Source organism: Sphingomonas sp. (genome assembly GCF_035714405.1).
Lineage (GTDB): Bacteria > Pseudomonadota > Alphaproteobacteria > Sphingomonadales > Sphingomonadaceae > Sphingomonas.
In genome coordinates this window covers 119,660-136,288 of record NZ_DASTMA010000011.1, presented here as the reverse complement: position 1 = coordinate 136,288, position 16,629 = coordinate 119,660, and the positions used below count along the sequence as shown (strand labels likewise).

Sequence of the window (16,629 nt, the reverse complement as noted above, 5' to 3'; positions counted from 1 at the left end):
GGCGATGAGCGACCTGGTGGAAGAGGCCCCCGACGACGGCGTACCCGGCGACGTGACGGCGGCGATCCGGACCTTGATCCGGTGGGCGGGCGACGATCCGACTCGCGAGGGGCTGGCCGACACCCCGCGCCGCGTCGCCAAGGCGTGGAAGGAGTATTGCGCCGGCTATGAGGACGTACCCGCGCAGCACCTGGCGCGCGTGTTCGAGGAGGTCGGCGGCTATGACGAGATCGTGCTGCTCAAGGACATCCCGTTCCAGTCGCATTGCGAGCACCACATGGCGCCGATCATCGGCCGCGCGCACATCGCCTATCTGCCGCGCAACCATGTCGTGGGTATCTCTAAGCTGGCGCGCGTGCTGCACGGCTTCGCGCGGCGGTTGCAGGTGCAGGAGCGGCTGACCGCCGAGGTCGCCGACTGCATTTGGGAGAATTTAAAGCCGCTGGGCGTCGCGGTGGTGATCGAGGCGACGCACGCCTGCATGACCGCGCGCGGGGTGCGGACGCCCGGCGTGTCGATGACGACGAGCCGGATGATGGGCGTGTTCCGCGACGACGACCGCTCGCGACGCGAGGTGCTGGCGCTGATGGGGCGGTGAGGACGGTACTCGTCACGGGCGGGGCCAAGCGGCTGGGCGCTGCGATCGTGCGGCGGCTGGCGGCGGTCGGTTACCAGGTCGTGATCCACTATGGCCGTTCCGGTGACGAAGCGGCGGCGCTCGCGGATGAGGTGGGCGCGGCGGGTATCGTCTCCGGAGACCTGGCAGCGGTTGAGACGATTGGCGACCTTTGGGCGCGCGCGTGCGAGGTCGGGGGCGGGCCGATCGACGGGCTGGTCAACTCTGCCTCGCAGTTCGAGCTCGACCGGCCTGAAGCCGTGGACGTGGCGTTGGCGGCGCGGCTGTATGCGCTCAATTGCACTGCGCCGGTGTTGCTCGCCGGCCGCCTGGCGCGGCAGGGTAGGGGCGGCGCGATCGTCAACCTGCTCGACCAGAAGCTCGCCAATCCGAACCCCGACTTCTTTTCCTATACGCTGTCGAAAGCCGCGCTGGAGCATGCGACCACGCTGATGGCGCAGGCGTTCGCGCCCGCGGTGCGGGTCAACGCGGTGGCACCGGGGCTGACGCTGGCGAGTGGGGATCAGAGCGCGGGCGAGTTCGACCGGGTGGCGCGCGCGAACCTGCTGGAGCGGCCGGTCGGCGCGGCGGCGATCGCAGACGGCGTGGCGTATCTGCTCGGCGCCGAAAGCGTGACCGGACAGACCCTGTTCGTCGATTGCGGGCAGCGGTTCCTGAAGCGGGATGGGGACGTGATGTTCGAGGGGCGTAATGGCTGAGTACACCACCATCCTCGATGACCTGACCTTCCCGATCCGCCTCGGCATCCACCCGCACGAGGTGGAGCCGCAGCGGGTGCGGCTTTCGGTTCGCATGACCGTCGATTACGACCGTGCACCTTCGGCCGACCGGATTGAGGAGGTGCTCGACTATGACTTCGTGCGCGAGGGCATCCTCGAGATGGCGGCGGGGCAAGGCTTTGCCTTGCAGGAGACGCTGGTCGATGCGGTCGCGGCGCTGTGCCTGCGCGATGAGCGGGTGCGCGAGGTGCGGGTGCGGTCGATGAAGCTGGACGTTTATCCCGATGCGGCGGTGGGGTGCGAGGTGGTCAGACGCGGTTCGCCGCGCTGAGCGCCGCCCTCACACTAGCCGTGGCGATGTCGGGGTCGAGGCCGACGCCGAAGACGGTGCGACCGTCGTTCGTGCGGCATTCGAGATAGGCGGCGGCTTGCGCGTCGGCGCCGTGGCCGATGGCGTGTTCGTTGTAGTCGATCACCTCCAGCGCGACGCCCGCCTCGGCCAGCGCCGCCACGACGCCGGAAATGAGGCCGTTGCCGCGGCCGCTGATCGAGCGTTCGCAGCCGTCCACCGCGACGCGGCCTACGAACAGGCGGTCGCCGGGCACGCCGGTTTCCTCATAGTCGCGCAAGCTGAAGCGGTCGCCGTCGCGCGGTAGATAAGTCGCCTCGAAGCGGCCCCAGATATCGGCGGCGTTGAGCTCGCGGCTGGTCTCGTCGGCCATCGCCTGGACGTGGCGGCTAAAGTCGGCCTGGAGGCGCTTGGGGAGCTTGAGGCCGCGGTCCTGCTCGATCACCCAGGCGACGCCGCCCTTGCCCGACTGCGAATTGACCCGGATCACGGCCTCGTAGCTGCGGCCCAAATCGGCGGGGTCGATGGGGAGGTACGGCACCTCCCACAGCTGGTCGTTGCGCGCGGCCTGGTGCGCGAAGCCCTTCTTGATCGCGTCCTGATGCGAGCCGCTGAAGGCGGTGAAGACGAGGTCGCCGGCATAGGGCGTGCGCGGGTGGACTGGGATTTGTGTGCAGTAGTTGACCGTCCGCACCACCGCGTCGATGTCCGACAGGTCGAGCGCGGGGTCCATGCCTTGCGTGTACATGTTGAGCGCGACGGTCACGAGATCGCAATTGCCGGTGCGCTCGCCATTGCCGAGCAGGCAGCCCTCGACCCGGTCGGCGCCTGCCATCAGCCCGAGCTCCGCCGCGGCGACGCCGGTGCCGCGGTCGTTGTGGGTGTGCAAGGAGATGACGCAGGCGTCGCGGTTGCGGATATGGCGGCCGAACCATTCGATCTGGTCGGCATAGACGTTGGGCGTCGCGCACTCGACGGTGGCGGGGAGGTTGAAGATGATCGGGCGTTCGGGCGTGGGCTGGAGCACGTCCATCACGGCCTCGCAGCATTCGAGCGAGAAATCGAGTTCGGCGGTGGAGAAGGTTTCGGGGCTGTATTCGAATTGCCAGGTGGTGTCGGGCTGCTTGGCGGCCTCGTCGCGGACGACCTTGGCGGCGTCGACGGCGATCTGCTTGATCTCCGCGCGGTCCATGTTGAAGACGATGCGGCGCCAGGCTGGGCTGACCGCGTTGTAGAAGTGCAGGATGGCGGATTTGGCGCCGCGCAGGCTCGCGAAACTGGTCTCGATCAGGTCGCGGCGCGCTTGCGTCAACACCTGTATCGCGACGTCGTCCGGGACACGCCCCGAGGCGATCAGGCCGGCGATGAAGTCGAACTCGGTGGCGCCGGCGGCGGGGAAGCCGACCTCGATCTCCTTCAGCCCGACGCGGCAGAGCAGGTCGAACAGGCGCGTCTTCTTCTCCGCGTCCATCGGGTCGATCAGCGCCTGGTTGCCGTCGCGCAGGTCGGTCGACAGCCAGCGCGGTGCCCGCGTGATCGTGCGCGACGGCCACTGGCGATCGGAGAGGTCGATGGTCGGGAAGGGGCGGTACTTGGCGGACGGGTCGCGCAGCATGGCTCGGCTCTCTCGCGGGAGGAGGGTCGGGTCAGCCCTTAGGCGCGGTGGCGTGCAAAGGGCACGCGGAACGATGAACGCGCCTAAGGGCGCGTAAGTCGAAGGAGCAGGCCCGGCGCGAGCGTCATCTGGCGCAACGTAGCGGGCCTGCTCCCCTTGTCCAGCGTCTACTTCTGGAACGCGGCCTGGATGTCGAGCTTGACGGCGTCGGACACCATCGGGATGCCATAGCCGACGCCGAACTGGCTGCGCAGGATCGTGGCCGTCGCGTTGAAGCCGACATTCTCCTTGCCGCCCATCATCGCCGGCGCCTTGCCCGCGCCGTAGAAGGTGGCGGCGAGCGTCACCGGGCGGGTGACGCCGTTCAGCGTCAGGTTGCCGGTGATCGTCGCTGCTTGGCCGCGCGCGACGACGCGGGTGGAGACGAAGCGTGCGTCGGCGGGATTGGCGCCGAAGAAGTCCGCCTTGCCGCCGTCCTTGCCGGCGCGCAGCAGGTGGCTGGTGAGGCCGCTGCTGGCGGTCGTCACCTTTGACACCGGGATGGTGATATCGACCTTGGCGGTGGTGAGGTTCCTGGGGTCGAGCACCAGCGTGCCCGTGACATCGCCGAAGATGCCGGAATAGCTGGAAAAACCGAGGTGATCGACCGTCCAGGTGATCAGCGTGTGGCCCGGATCGACCGTGTAGGTGCCGCCGGTGACGCGGGCCGGGTCCTTGGCGCCGGGCTTGGCCGGCGCGCCTTGCGCGCCCAGCGGGTGGGGGGTCGCGGCGGCGACCAGCAGGGCGGCGAGGAGCAGGGGACGCATGGGCATTCTCCGGTTCTTAATACGACGAAAGGTCACACTAAAGTCACGCTACCACGCTGCTTCCGCCTGAGTCCCTGCCGGCTGCGGGACGACCGCAGAGAGGAAGGGGAGGGGAGCACGACGACAACCGTAGCAGTGCCCCGACTTGTAGGACAGCCCGTCTTCGGCTGTGTTGGATGCGACCATGGAAACGGAGGGTTGCATGAGACGGGCAATGGCGATGCTGGCGATCGGAGCGGCGCTGACGGGCTGTGGCGAGAAGCCGGACGGGCGCGGGTTAGAGCGCGGCGAGACGCTGCTCACCGTCTCGGGCACCGGTCGCGCCGAGAGCCGCCCCGACCAGGCGATGTTCACCGCCGGGCTGGAGAACATCGCCCCGACACCCGAGGCGGCGAGCGCGCGGGCCAACGAGGCGGTGGCGCGGATCGTCGCGGCGCTGAAGGATCAGGGTGTGGTCGAGAAGGACGTGCAGACCAGTTCGCTCAGCATCAGCCGGGTCGGCTATGGTAAGGACCGCGGCAGGTTCCAGGCGTCCAACACCGTCACGGTCAAGGTGCGGCAGGTCGACAAGACGGGTGCCGCGATCGCGGCGGCGACGGGGGCGGGAGCCAATGTGCTGTCGGGCCCGAACCTGTCAGTCGCCGATCCCGAAGCCGCGACGCTGTCGGCGCATGGTCTCGCCTACAAGGCGGCGCGCGCGAAGGCGGATGCCTATGCCGCCGCCGCCGGGATGCGGGTCGCGCGCGTGGTTGCGATCCATGACGGCGGGCAGGGCGGTGCGATGCCGATGATGTACGCCGAGGAGGCGCGCAACGCGATGGCGGTGGCGCCCCCGCCCGTGGTCCAGACCGGCGCGCCGGTGATGACGGGGACGAACTCGGCGACGATCACGGCGCGGGTGGATTTCGCGTTGGTGGGGAAGTGAGCGCATGACGCCGCACGCTGGCAAGCAGCGCAGCGTGCTGGCAGGAATGGCGGGCGGCCTCGCCGTCACCATCGCAGCTTTCCTGTGGCCGGCACTACCGGCGGTTGGCGCATCGCCGAAAGGTCGGGCGGCGGCGTGGGCAGGGTGCGGTGTCGCGGTCGCGGGGTGTCTGCTGGTCGCGGTCGGGCTGCTCGCCCGGCTTCGCTTCTTCAGCCCCGCCCATATCGCCGGAAGCGCGCTGTCGCACGCCTCCCGCGTGCGGCGCTGTTGCAAGCGCTGGTGCAAAACACGCTGGAGCAGGCGGTGCTGGCGATCGTCGCGCATGGCGCGTGGCTGATGCTCGCTCCGCCCGACCGGCGCGGGCTGGCGATCGTGTTCGCTGGCTGCTTCGTGATCGGGCGCGCGATCTTCTTCGTCGGCTATAGCAGCCTGCCGGCGCGCGCGCTCGGCTTTACGCTGACATTCTACCCATCGGCGGGGCTGCTGCTCGCGCTGCTGCCCCGCCTGTTCTGACGCATCGATGCTTCGTTCCTTCCCGGCAGACGCCGTAGCCCAACTTCGAGGTGCTCTTCGAAGGCGCTGCCCTCTCCAACTGAGCTGATGGCAACTGGGCCCCGGCCTTCGCCGGGGAAGATGAAGGAGGTCGAAGCTTCCATCCAGCTCCCTGCCGCCTGCTCTCTCAGTTCTTCGCCTTGTCCACCAGCTTGTTCGCGCCGATCCACGGCATCATCGCGCGCAGGCGTTCGCCGACCTGTTCGATCGGATGCGCGGCCGCGAGCTTGCGGGCGGCCTTGAGTTCCGGTTGGCCGGCGCGGTTGTCGAGGACGAAGTTCTTGACGAAGCGGCCGCCCTGGATGTCGGCGAGGACGCGCTTCATCTCCGCCTTGGTCTCGCTCGTGATGATGCGTGGGCCGGTGGTGATGTCGCCATATTCGGCGGTGTTGCTGATCGAATAGCGCATGTTGGCGATGCCGCCCTCGTACATCAGGTCGACGATCAGCTTCACCTCGTGCAGGCACTCGAAATAGGCCATCTCGGGCGCGTAGCCGGCCTCGGTCAGCGTCTCGAATCCGGCCTGGATCAGGTGGGTGAGGCCGCCGCACAGCACCGCCTGCTCGCCGAACAGATCGGTCTCGCATTCCTCGCGGAAGTTGGTCTCGATGATACCCGAGCGGCCGCCGCCGACGCCGGACGCATAGGCGAGCGCGACGTCATGCGCGTTGCCGCTGGCGTCTTGGTGGATAGCGACGAGGCAGGGTACGCCGCCGCCGCGGACATATTCGGAGCGGACGGTGTGGCCCGGCCCCTTGGGCGCGATCATGATCACGTCGAGGTCGGCGCGCGGCTCGATCAGGCCGAAATGGACGTTGAGGCCATGCGCGAAGGCGAGCGCGGCGCCCGGCTTGAGGTTGGCGTGGAGGTCGGCATCGTAGATCCCGGCCTGATGCTCGTCGGGGGCCAGGATCATGACCAGGTCCGCCCAACGCGCGGCGTCGGCGTTGGACATGACCTGAAACCCTGCGTCCGACGCCTTCTGCGCGGTGGCCGAGCCCTCGCGCAGCGCGACCGCGACCTCCTTGACGCCGGAATCGCGCAGGTTCTGGGCGTGGGCATGGCCCTGCGAGCCATAGCCGACGATGGCGATCTTCTTGCCGGTCAGCAGGTTCAGGTCGGCGTCGGCGTCGTAATAAACTCGCATGTCTTTCCCCTTGTTTATGGTCATGCTGAACTTGTTCAGCATCCATGCGCGACAGCAGCATCAAGCGTACGGCTCGCGTTTCGCATGGACCCTGAAACACGTCTCAGGGTGACGGTGGTAATTACGCGGCGTCCTTACCCCGCGCGATGGCGACGATGCCGGTGCGGGCGACCTCTACCAGGCCGACCTCGCTCATCAGCTCGACGAACTTGTCGATCTTGTCACGCCCGCCCGTCACTTCGAAGACGAAGGAGGAGATGGTCGCGTCCACCACCCGGGCGCGATAGACCTCCGCTAGCCGCATCGCCTCGATCCGCTTGTCGCCGGTCCCTGCGACCTTGACCAGCGCCAGCTCGCGCTCGACATGCGGGCCGAGCGCGGTCAGGTCGGTGACCGAATGGACCGGGATCAGCCGATCGAGCTGCGCCAGGATCTGTTCCATCGTCGCGGCACTCGCCGAGGTGACGATGGTGATGCGGCTGACCGCCTTGTCGGCGGTGACGTCGCTGACGGTCAGGCTCTCGATATTATAGCCACGCGCGGTGAACAGCCCGGCGATGCGTGCGAGGATGCCGGGTTCGTTGTCGACGAGCACGGCCAGCGTGTGGCGCTCGGCTTTTTCCTGGGCGATGCGCATCAGATTCCCCTCCCGCTTGCGGGAGGGGTTAGGGGAGGGGCTGTCAAGGAGCGCATCGACATGCCCTCCCCCAGCCCCTCCCGCGAGCGGGAGGGGAGCTTAAACAAGCGCCTTCGCCTCGTCGTCCATGTCGCCTTCGACTTCGCTGACGTGGAGGATCATGTCGGTGTGCGCCGCTCCGCTCGGGATCATCGGGAAACAGTTGATCAGCTTCGAGACGCGGCAGTCGACCATCACCGGGCCGTCATGCGCGAGCATCGCGGCGATGCCGTCGTCGAGCGCGTCGCGGGCGTCGATGCGGATGCCCTTCCAGCCATAGGCCTCGGCGAGTTTGACGAAATCGGGCAGGCTATCCGAGTAGCTCTCGGAATAGCGCGAGGAATAGGTCAGCTCCTGCCACTGGCGAACCATGCCCATATATTCGTTGTTGAGGATGAAGACCTTGACCGGCAGGCGGTACTGGGTCGCGGTCGCCAGCTCCTGAATGTTCATCTGGATCGATGCTTCGCCGGCAATGTCGATGACCAGCGCGCTGGGATTGCCGAGCTGCGCGCCGATCGCGGCGGGCAGGCCGTAGCCCATCGTGCCGAGCCCACCGGACGTGAGCCACTTGTTGGGCAGCTCGAAGCCGAAATGCTGGGCGGCCCACATCTGGTGCTGGCCGACCTCGGTGGTGATGATCGGGCTGCGCGCATGAGTTGCCTCCCACAGGGCCCGGACGGCGCGCTGCGGCATGATCTCCGGCCCGTCCTCCGCAAACCCCAGGCAATCCTTCGCGCGCCATTGCGCGATGCGCGCCCACCATTCCGCCGTGTCGGGCTTGGGGTGCTGGCGCGCCTTCCAGACGCGGACCATATCCTCGAGAGCATGGCCGGCGTCGGCAATGACCGCGAGGTCGACGCGGACGTTCTTGTTCACGCTCGACCGGTCGATGTCGATATGAACCTTGCGGCTGTTGGGGCTGAACGCGTCCAACCGGCCGGTGACGCGGTCGTCGAAGCGCGCGCCGATCGCGATCACCAGGTCGGCCTGGTTCATCGCCAAATTCGCCTCATAGGTCCCGTGCATGCCGAGCATGCCGAGAAACGCCGGTGAGCTGGCCGGGAAGCAGCCCAGCCCCATCAGCGTCGAGGTGACGGGCGCGCCGCTGATCCGCTGCAGCTCCTTGAGCAATTGCGACGCGGCCGGGCCGGAATTGATGATGCCGCCGCCGGTGTAGAGGATCGGGCGCTCGGCGGCGGCGAGCATGTCGACCACGGCCTCGATCTGACGCGGGTCCGCCTTCTTCGCGGGTCGATAGGTCTTGTGCTGGATCGGGCCGGGCTTGCGATAGCTGGCGGTGGCGACCTGCACGTCCTTGGGGATGTCGACCACGACCGGGCCGGGACGGCCGCTGGTCGCGATATGGAATGCCTCGTGGATGACGCCGCCGAGCTTGGCCGGATCTTTCACCAGGTAATTGTGCTTGGTGCAGTGACGTGTGATGCCGACGGTGTCCGCCTCCTGAAAGGCATCGGTGCCGATCAGCGCGGTCGGGACCTGGCCGGTGATGACGACCATCGGGATGGAATCCATCAGCGCGTCGGTGATGCCGGTCACCGCGTTGGTGGCGCCGGGACCGGAGGTGACGAGCACGACGCCGGGCTTGCCGGTGGAGCGAGCGTAACCTTCGGCAGCGTGGGTCGCGGCCTGTTCGTGGCGGACGAGGATGTGCTTGATGCGGCTGTGCTGGAACAGCGCGTCATAGATCGGCAGCACCGCGCCGCCGGGATAGCCGAACACGAACTCGACGCCGAGGTCGACAAGGGCCTGGACGAGGATGTCGGCGCCGGATTGTTCGCTCACGTCTGCGTTCCTTGCTGCGGTGCGGCGGAGTAGAGGTTGAAAGATTGCGCGTCAACCCGGTAGTCACGCAACATTGTTGCGTCAGTGGTGAGGTGTTGATGGCGGAACCAGGTATATTGGCGCTTGGCATAACGGCGGGTCGAGAGCGTCAGCTTCGCCAGAGCCGCGTCCGCATCGATCTCGCCTGACGCAAGGCGGGAGAGTTCTGGAACGCCGATGGCGCGACGGATGGGGGCGTCCCCAGGCACGTCGGGGCGGGTGAGCAGGGCCGCCACTTCGCCCGCGCCGCTGCGGACGATCTCCTGCGACCGCGCGACGATTCGCGCCTCCAGCCAGTCGCGCGGAGGCAGTAGGATGGTGGCGGAGGCCCGGACCGTGGCGGCGATGCCGCCCTTGCGCGCGGCCTGCCAGTCGGCGAGCGCGCGGCCGGTGGCGCGGACGACCTCCAGCGCGCGCAGGACGCGCGTGGTGTCGTTGGGGTGGAGCCTAGCCGCCGCGCCGGGGTCCAGGATGGCGAGTTCGGCATGGGCCTGCGCGACGGTCAGCGCGCGCACCGCCGCGCGGACCTCCGACGCAATCGGCGGCACCGGGGCGATGCCGTCTAGCAGGGTGCGGAGATAAAGGCCGGTGCCGCCGACCAGGATCGGCAGCTTGCCCGCGTCATGGACCTCGGCGATCACCGTCCGCGCCTCTTCCGCCCAGCGCGCGGCGGAATAGCCGGTGTCGGCGGCGTCAATATGGCCGAACAGGCGGTGCGGAGCGTTCGCCTCGTCCTCGGCGGAGGGGCGGGCGGTGACGACGCGGAGATCGCCATAGACCTGCGCGCTGTCGGCGTTGATGACGACCCCGTCCTTGCTCTCGGCGAGCGCCATTGCCAGGGCGGACTTGCCGCTGGCGGTGGGCCCGGCGATGACGACGAGAGGGGGCAGGTCAATGTTCACCGCGACGCTTATAGCAGCCGAGGGCTTGCGCGCGGGCGATGTTTCCGCTGCCGTCGATCGGCTCGCCGAGGCGGGGTGCGCGCCGGCGGGCTGGGGTTGGGTGGACGAGGGTTCGGCGGCCGACCTGGCGTTTGGGTTGGCTCCGGCCGAGGCGCGGGCGGCGCTCGAGGGCGGCGAGTGGGACGTCGTCGTGCAGCCGCTGGAGGGGCGGGCGAAGCGGCTGCTGGTGGCCGACATGGATTCGACGATGATCACGGTGGAGTGCATCGACGAGCTGGCCGACTATGCCGGGATCAAGCCGGAGATCGCGGCGATCACAGAGCGCGCGATGCGGGGCGAGCTGAATTTCGAGGCGGCGCTCGATGCGCGGGTGGCGCTGCTCAAGGGGCTCGATGCGGGCGTGATTGAACTGTGTCTGGCCGAGCGGGTGCACCCTATGCCCGGTGCGCGTACGTTGGTGCAGACGATGCGGGCGCGAGGTGGGCGCTGCGTGCTGGTGTCAGGAGGGTTCACCCGCTTCGCCGAGCCCGTGGCGGCGGCGATCGGGTTTGATCGCGCGATCGCTAATCGGCTGGTGATCGCGGACGGGCGGCTGATCGGCGCGGTTGAACGGCCGATCGTTGGGGCGGCCACCAAGCTGGAGACGCTGCGGGCGGAGTCCGCGGCGCTCGGGATCGGCTTGGATCAGACGCTGGCGGTAGGCGACGGGGCGAACGATCTGCCGATGATCCAGGCGGCGGGGCTGGGCGTGGCGTTCCGGGCCAAGCCGATCGTCGCGGCCGCCGCGGCGGCGCGGGTCGAGCGGGGGGATTTGACCGCACTGCTGTGGGCGCAGGGGGTCGCGCGCGGGGAGTGGGTTGATATGTGAGGAGCTTGTCCGTGGGGCAAGCATCGAAGAAGTCGTTCAGAGGAGGCGCGGAGAAGAAGGAGCGCTTGCCTTTCACGGGCGCCGCGTCAGCGGCTCTAAAATGGGCTGCCCCGGATCATTGTCTACCGATCACAACAGGCAGTCGATCTGGGCGAGGCCCTCTGCGCCTCCGCGCCTCCTCTGAACCACCTTCCTTCTTCTAGGGCGCGACGACCACGCAGGCGACGCCGCTGCGGTTGCAGGCGGCCTGGGCTGTGGCTCTGCTCGCGAAGCCGGTCGCCTGCAGGCGGGTGACGCCGCCCCCGGTGACATAGGCGGGAGCGGCATTGCCGAGCTTGGCGCCGACCTTAGTCCACAGACCCTCGGCATTGCCGCGATCGCGAAAGGCGCCGAGCTGCACCTTCCAGCCGCCCTTGGCGGGCGCCGCGGCCGGTTTGGCGACGATCGGCGCAGGTTTGGCAGGTGCAGTCTTGACCGCGACGGGCGTCGGCTTCGGTGCGGGCTTGGTACCGGTGACCTTGGCCGGGGCGGGCTTCGGGTCAGGCCCTTTAGACGGCGGCGCCTCGGCGGTCTGGACCGGCTGCGTCGCGCGGACGCTGCCTTCGCGGACGACGGGAGCGGGGAGGGCGGCGCCCGCAGCGGCATATTGCTGGGCGAGCTTCGTGCCCTTCTCGCGATCGACGGCAGAGATATAGCCGTCCATTTGCTGCAGCGTCTCGCGCGCGGATTGCAGGCCGTCGCCGCCGGCTCGCGGCGCGGCGGCGCGGGTCATCAGCGCGTAGGCGCGGGGGTAGTTACGCGCGACGCCGTCGCCATTGAACAACATGGTGCCGAGCACGAGCTGCGTGCGGGGCTCGTCGCGCGCGACCGACTTCTCCAGCCAGGGCAGCGCCTCCTGCTTGCGGCCGCTCTGGAACATCGCCAGCGCGTAATTGTCCTGGGCCTGTTCGTGACCCTGCAATGCCGCCTTGCGGAACCAGCTTTCGGCGAGGGCGGGATCGACGGGGACGCCACGGCCGAGCTTGTACGCCTGGCCGAGATTGAACTGCGCGTCGGCATCACCGGCGATCGCGGGACCGCGCCATTCCTCCACTGCCTTGCGGAAGTCGCCGCGCGCCCAGGCGTCGACGCCAGCCTTGACGTCCGCGAGCGCGGGCACGGCGGCGAGTATCACCGCTATGGTCAGAAGTCCGATGCGCATGTCCCGCTCCCCTTTGCGACTTGGTTAATCATGCCGTTGTTTGTGGCACGAGCGCAAGGCTGGGCGTGCATGCTCCTGCCTACATGTGCCTACATGGACCGGGATAATAAGCGACACTCTCGCGTGGTGGCCCAACGCGGGAGTAAATCCCGTGTCATCGGACTGCGCTTTGGCGCCGCCGGCCGGGCGGCTGCAATAGCCGCGGCGGCGCCGGCGTGCCGGCTCCTCCTCGGCGCAGCCGCCATTAACTACTCTTTAGGGCTCTGCGTGGCACCTCACCCTCGATCTAGGGGGAGTTCCGGGGACACATGCGCGTTCTGGCTATGGCATCGCAGAAGGGCGGATCGGGGAAGACCACCCTGTCCGGGCACCTCGCGGTGCAAGCGCACCTGGCGGGGCAAGGCCCCGTGGTGCTGATCGACATCGACCCGCAAGGGAGCCTCGCCGACTGGTGGAACGAGCGCGAGGCGGATCAGCCCGCCTTCGCCCAGACCACCGTGGCGCGGCTCGCGGCCGATCTGGAGTCCTTGCGTCAGCAAGGCTTCAAGCTGGCGATGATCGACACCCCGCCCGCGATCACCATGGCAATCCAGAGCGTCATCCAGGTCGCCGAGCTGATCGTCGTCCCGACCCGCCCGTCCCCCCACGACCTGCGCGCCGTAGGCGCCACGGTGGACCTGTGCGACCGCGCCGGCAAACCGCTGATCTTCGTCGTCAACGCCGCCACGCCCAAGGCGCGCATCACCTCCGAAGCCGCGGTCGCCCTGTCGCAGCACGGCACCGTCGCGCCGGTCACGCTCCACCAGCGCACCGATTTCGCCGCGTCGATGATCGACGGGCGCACGGTCATGGAAATCGATCCCAAGGGCAAGTCCGCCGCCGAGGTGCAGGCGCTGTGGGCGTATATCGCCGACCGTCTCGAAAAGAATTTCCGGCGCACGGTGTTTTCCGTTCCCGCCGCGGCGCAAGCCGGGTTCGGCCATCGCTCGGCCACCAGCGGCTTCGGCCGGCGGGTGGTGGGCTGATGTTCGGGCAAGCCAAGCCGCTGGCGTCGCTGTCGAGCGGTCTGCTCGCGCGCAAGGGCGGCGCCCGCCCGGCGATGCGGCCGCAAGGCTATGCCAGCCTAGCGCCGACGCCGCAGCAGCTCGAGGATCTGGGCTGGGACGACATGGGGAGCGAGCCCGCACCGCAGCCGTCCCCGGTGCCGGTCGCCGTTCCGGTGGCACCCGTCCCTGCGGCCGAGAAGCCGCCGGTGCTGGTCGAGCGCGAGGCGTTGGCGCAGGTCATCGCCGCGCCGGAACCGTCGTTAGAACCGGAAGCTCCGCCGCAGGTGGTTCGTTCCGTGTCCGTAGCGACCGCCTCGCGCCTGAGCCGCGAGACGGCGCACAAGAACCGCGCCGCCTTTACGTTGCGGCTGGACGCCGAGCGTCACCTGAAGCTGCGGCTGGCCAGCGCGCTGTCGCACCAATCGTCTCAACAGCTGGTCGCGCAGGCGCTCGACCGGTTCCTCACCACCGTGCCGGAGGTGGATGCGCTCGTCGCGCAGCTGCCGCCGCAGAAGCTCACCCGCACCAAGGGAAAGCGTCGATGAAAAAGAACCTCGCTTCGATCGGCCTGATGGGACTCGCCTATGGCGGGATCATGGTCATGACCGCCACCGACGCACCGAGGCCGCAGGTCAGCAAGGAGGCCAAGGAGGCCGCCAAGCTGGCAGGCAAGGCGCACAAGGCGCTGAACAAGCGCGACGCTTACGCGGCGATCGTTGCGGCGGAGCAGGCGGTGGCGCTCGAGCCACAGGTTGCGGCCTATCGGATGCTCTTGGGACAAGGCTATCTGCAGGCCGGGCGCTTCGTGTCGGCTGAGCAGGCGTTCGCGGACGTGCTTCAGCTCGATGGGAGCGACGGCAAGGCGGCGCTCAACCTGGCGCTGACGCAGATCGCCGAGGGCGACTGGCAGGCGGCGCGGGGCACGCTGACGCGGTACGAGGCACAGATCCCGGCGAGCGATCGCGGACTGGCGATGGCGCTGGCGGGGGATACCGCGGGCGCCGTGGGGCTGCTGACCGAGGTCGCGCGCTCGCCCGAAGCGACCGCAAAGGTGCGCCAGAATCTCGCGCTTTCCTATGCGCTGGCAGGCCAGTGGCAGATCGCGCGCGTGGTCGCGGCGGCGGACATGTCGCCGGCCGATGTCGACGCGCGAATGGTGCAATGGGCGCAGTTCGCGCAGCCGCAGACGGCGAGCGACCAGGTCGCGAGCCTGCTCGGCGTGCAGCCGGTGGCCGATGGCGGGCAGCCGGCGGGCCTCGCGCTGAACGCGCCGGTCGCGGCGCCGGTCGCCGTAGCTATGGCTGAAGCACCGGTCCCTGTGGCAGTGGCTGAAGCTTCAGCAGTTGACATCGTCGAGACGCCGGTTGCGACCGTTGCCAAAGTGCAGCCGGTTGCCGCGACGGCCACGCCGGTGGTCCGCTTCGGGCCGCGCCAGGAAGTGGTACAGACGTTGACCGCGACGCTGATCGACAGCCCGGCGGGACCGATCAAGGTCGCGACACGGGCGGCAGCGCAGGTGCTCGCGACCAAGGCGCTGCGTGGCCATGACGTTCCGCCGGTCAAGGGCTCGCCGGTGCGGACCACGCGTTCCGCCGCGCCGACCGGTGGCAATTGGTATGTGCAGCTCGGCGCCTTCGACAGCGCAGGCGTCGCCAAAGACTCCTGGGCGCGCGCGCAGCGTCGCTTCGCGGGGTTCAAAGGGGTGACGCCGCACGGGATGAACTTCAAGACGGCGAAGGCCAGCTTCTATCGCCTGTCGGTCGGCGGCTTCAGTCGCGCGGGCGCGGACGGCGCCTGCCGGCAGTACCGCGCGAATGGTGGGCAGTGCTTCGTGCGCAGCCATGCCGGCGACCAGGTGGCGGCGTGGGTGAAGCCGGGCGTGCAGCTGGCGATGCGGTGATCGCAGGCGAATAGCGTCGCTATTCGCCGCCTCGGCGATCACCACGGCCGGCCTCGCTTCAGCGAGGTTCGACGGCGCGGCTTTGCCGCGCCGGTACTTTCGTCGCTAGCGCCACGCGGAAGTAAATTCCGCGTCGTCGTACAGGCTCTGCTTCGCAGACCAACCGGCCGGTCTGGCGCATCTGCAGCGCTGCTACGCTGCGCCGCTGTGCGCTGCGACCTCCCGACCACCCTTCCACAGCCGCAGCGCCTTGCCCTGCACCGGCAGGCCGTCAAATGGCGTGTTGCCCCAGATGCCGGGCAGCGTGTCCGCGTCGATCTGCCACGGCACTCGCGGGTCGAACAGCAGCAGGTCGGCGGGTTGGCCGACGACGAGCGATCCCGTCTCGATGCCAAGCACGCGCGCGGGGTTCGCTGCCAGCAGCTGGAACAGCCGCTCGAGCTTCAGCTGACCGTCGCGGACCAGTGTCAGGCTGAGCGCGAGCAGGGTCGCAGCACCCGCCATCCCGGCCTCGGAATCGGCGAACGGTAGCCGCTTCGTCTCGGGCCCGCGCGGGGCGTGGCCGGAGCAGAGCACGTCCACCGTGCCGTCCGCCACCGCGGCGAGCGTCGCCTGGCGGTCGGCCTCGCTCCTGAGCGGCGGCGACAAATGCGCGAAGGTGCGAAAGCCGCTGACCGCGACGTCGGACAGCAGCAGGTGCGCGGGCGTGACGCCGCAGGTGACGCGCACGCCGCGCCGCTTGGCCGCGCGGATCAGGTCGAATGCGGCGGCGGTGGTGACCTGGCGGATGTGGAGCCGCGCGCCGGTCTCCTCCGCCAACATCAGGTCGCGTGCGACCGCCAGTGCTTCCGCGATTGCGGGCGCCGCCGGGAGGCCGAGGCGCGTCGCAGTTTCGCCTGCCGTCGCGACCGCCTCTCCGACGAGCCCTGCATCCTCGGCATGGACGATCACCGCGAGGTCGAGGTCGCGCGCATAGGCGAGGACGCGCGCCATGACTCCGGCGTCGGCGATCCAGCGCGCGCCGGTGCCGACCGCCTTGGCGCCGGCGGTCTGGCAGGTCGCCATCTCGGCGAGCTCCTGTCCTGCGAGCGCGCGGGTGGCGGCGGCGATCGGATGGATCCACAGGTCCGGCTTGCCAATCAGGGCGTGGCGCTGGACCGCGCCGGGATCGTCGAGCACGGGCGACTGGTCAGGCAGCGCCGCGACCCGGACGATGCCACCTGCGCGACAGGCGGCGCGGTCGACCGCGAACACACCGAGGTCGACGATGCCGGGGGCGAGGTGTTGGCCGCGCGCGTCAACCACCGTGGCGTCTTCGGGCGCGTCCACCTCGCCCAGCGCCGCGATCATCCCGTCGCGCGCGAGCAGGCTGCCGGCGCGGACGCCGTCGGGTGCGACCAGCCGGGCGTTGCGGATGAGGAACTGCGGGGTCAGCACCAGA

17 protein-coding genes are annotated in these 16,629 nt (G+C 69.1%); 9 read left to right on the top strand and 8 right to left on the bottom strand.

Annotation, left to right across the window (positions count from 1 at the left end):
* Positions 1-4 precede the first annotated feature (4 nt).
* Genes folE through VFQ64_RS03810 form a run of 3 tightly spaced genes read left to right on the top strand, consistent with a single transcriptional unit; the run spans position 5 to position 1,687 of the window.
* Positions 5-598: a GTP cyclohydrolase I FolE gene (gene folE / locus VFQ64_RS03820; protein ID WP_325101968.1), complete on the top strand. Its 594-nt coding sequence runs from the start codon at positions 5-7 to the stop codon at positions 596-598.
* A complete protein-coding gene (locus VFQ64_RS03815) occupies positions 595-1,335 on the top strand; it encodes an SDR family NAD(P)-dependent oxidoreductase (RefSeq protein ID WP_325101967.1) in 741 nt (246 codons plus the stop codon). The genes folE and VFQ64_RS03815 overlap by 4 nt, the downstream gene beginning before the upstream one ends.
* A complete protein-coding gene (locus tag VFQ64_RS03810) occupies positions 1,328-1,687 on the top strand; it encodes a dihydroneopterin aldolase (protein WP_325101966.1) in 360 nt (119 codons plus the stop codon). The genes VFQ64_RS03815 and VFQ64_RS03810 overlap by 8 nt, the downstream gene beginning before the upstream one ends.
* On the opposite strand, the gene leuA is transcribed toward VFQ64_RS03810, so the two are convergent.
* Both leuA and VFQ64_RS03800 read right to left on the bottom strand, forming a co-directional pair.
* The gene (gene leuA, locus VFQ64_RS03805; protein ID WP_325101965.1) at positions 1,665-3,320 is read right to left on the bottom strand and encodes a 2-isopropylmalate synthase; all 1,656 of its coding nucleotides are present in this window, start codon (positions 3,318-3,320) and stop codon (positions 1,665-1,667) included. The genes VFQ64_RS03810 and leuA overlap by 23 nt on opposite strands.
* Positions 3,321-3,487: 167 nt before the next feature.
* Complete coding sequence (locus tag VFQ64_RS03800; protein WP_325101964.1) at positions 3,488-4,126, bottom strand: YceI family protein; 639 nt, start codon at positions 4,124-4,126, stop codon at positions 3,488-3,490.
* A gap of 202 nt (positions 4,127-4,328) precedes the next feature.
* On the opposite strand from VFQ64_RS03800, the gene VFQ64_RS03795 reads away from it, so the two are divergent.
* Together VFQ64_RS03795 and VFQ64_RS03790 are read left to right on the top strand one after the other, a co-directional pair.
* Positions 4,329-5,051 (top strand): SIMPL domain-containing protein, encoded by a 723-nt coding sequence (locus VFQ64_RS03795; protein ID WP_325101963.1) that lies wholly within the window; start codon positions 4,329-4,331, stop codon positions 5,049-5,051.
* A gap of 84 nt (positions 5,052-5,135) precedes the next feature.
* The gene (locus VFQ64_RS03790; RefSeq protein ID WP_325101962.1) at positions 5,136-5,564 is read left to right on the top strand and encodes an MAPEG family protein; all 429 of its coding nucleotides are present in this window, start codon (positions 5,136-5,138) and stop codon (positions 5,562-5,564) included.
* A 166-nt stretch (positions 5,565-5,730) separates the two neighbouring features.
* Here VFQ64_RS03790 and ilvC read toward each other — a convergent pair whose 3' ends face one another.
* The 4 genes from ilvC to miaA all read right to left on the bottom strand — a co-directional run bounded on the left by ilvC (position 5,731) and on the right by miaA (position 10,104).
* Positions 5,731-6,750, bottom strand: a complete 1,020-nt coding sequence (gene ilvC, locus VFQ64_RS03785) for a ketol-acid reductoisomerase (protein ID WP_325101961.1) — start codon at positions 6,748-6,750, stop codon at positions 5,731-5,733.
* A gap of 121 nt (positions 6,751-6,871) precedes the next feature.
* Positions 6,872-7,387, bottom strand: coding sequence for an acetolactate synthase small subunit (ilvN, locus tag VFQ64_RS03780; protein ID WP_325101960.1), 516 nt, complete (start codon positions 7,385-7,387; stop codon positions 6,872-6,874).
* A 99-nt stretch (positions 7,388-7,486) separates the two neighbouring features.
* Positions 7,487-9,232 (bottom strand): acetolactate synthase 3 large subunit, encoded by a 1,746-nt coding sequence (locus VFQ64_RS03775; RefSeq protein ID WP_325101959.1) that lies wholly within the window; start codon positions 9,230-9,232, stop codon positions 7,487-7,489.
* Complete coding sequence (gene miaA / locus VFQ64_RS03770; RefSeq protein ID WP_414712861.1) at positions 9,229-10,104, bottom strand: tRNA (adenosine(37)-N6)-dimethylallyltransferase MiaA; 876 nt, start codon at positions 10,102-10,104, stop codon at positions 9,229-9,231. The genes VFQ64_RS03775 and miaA overlap by 4 nt, the downstream gene beginning before the upstream one ends.
* Positions 10,105-10,165: 61 nt before the next feature.
* Between miaA and serB the strand changes: the two genes are divergently transcribed.
* Positions 10,166-11,041: a phosphoserine phosphatase SerB gene (gene serB / locus VFQ64_RS03765; RefSeq protein ID WP_325101957.1), complete on the top strand. Its 876-nt coding sequence runs from the start codon at positions 10,166-10,168 to the stop codon at positions 11,039-11,041.
* A gap of 199 nt (positions 11,042-11,240) precedes the next feature.
* Here serB and VFQ64_RS03760 read toward each other — a convergent pair whose 3' ends face one another.
* On the bottom strand, positions 11,241-12,242 hold the full coding sequence (locus VFQ64_RS03760; protein WP_325101956.1) for an SPOR domain-containing protein: 1,002 nt from the start codon (positions 12,240-12,242) through the stop codon (positions 11,241-11,243).
* Positions 12,243-12,550: 308 nt separating this feature from the next.
* Between VFQ64_RS03760 and VFQ64_RS03755 the strand changes: the two genes are divergently transcribed.
* From VFQ64_RS03755 to VFQ64_RS03745, 3 genes are read left to right on the top strand one after another with little or no spacing between them, the layout of a single operon-like run.
* Complete coding sequence (locus tag VFQ64_RS03755; protein ID WP_325101955.1) at positions 12,551-13,267, top strand: ParA family protein; 717 nt, start codon at positions 12,551-12,553, stop codon at positions 13,265-13,267.
* The gene (locus tag VFQ64_RS03750; RefSeq protein ID WP_325101954.1) at positions 13,267-13,833 is read left to right on the top strand and encodes a hypothetical protein; all 567 of its coding nucleotides are present in this window, start codon (positions 13,267-13,269) and stop codon (positions 13,831-13,833) included. Before VFQ64_RS03755 ends, VFQ64_RS03750 begins: the two co-directional genes overlap by 1 nt.
* Entirely contained in the window at positions 13,830-15,188 is a 1,359-nt protein-coding gene (locus VFQ64_RS03745; RefSeq protein ID WP_325101953.1) for an SPOR domain-containing protein, read from the top strand. The genes VFQ64_RS03750 and VFQ64_RS03745 overlap by 4 nt, the downstream gene beginning before the upstream one ends.
* Positions 15,189-15,380: 192 nt before the next feature.
* Here VFQ64_RS03745 and VFQ64_RS03740 read toward each other — a convergent pair whose 3' ends face one another.
* Positions 15,381-16,622: a dihydroorotase gene (locus VFQ64_RS03740; RefSeq protein ID WP_325102114.1), complete on the bottom strand. Its 1,242-nt coding sequence runs from the start codon at positions 16,620-16,622 to the stop codon at positions 15,381-15,383.
* Positions 16,623-16,629: the final 7 nt, after the last annotated feature.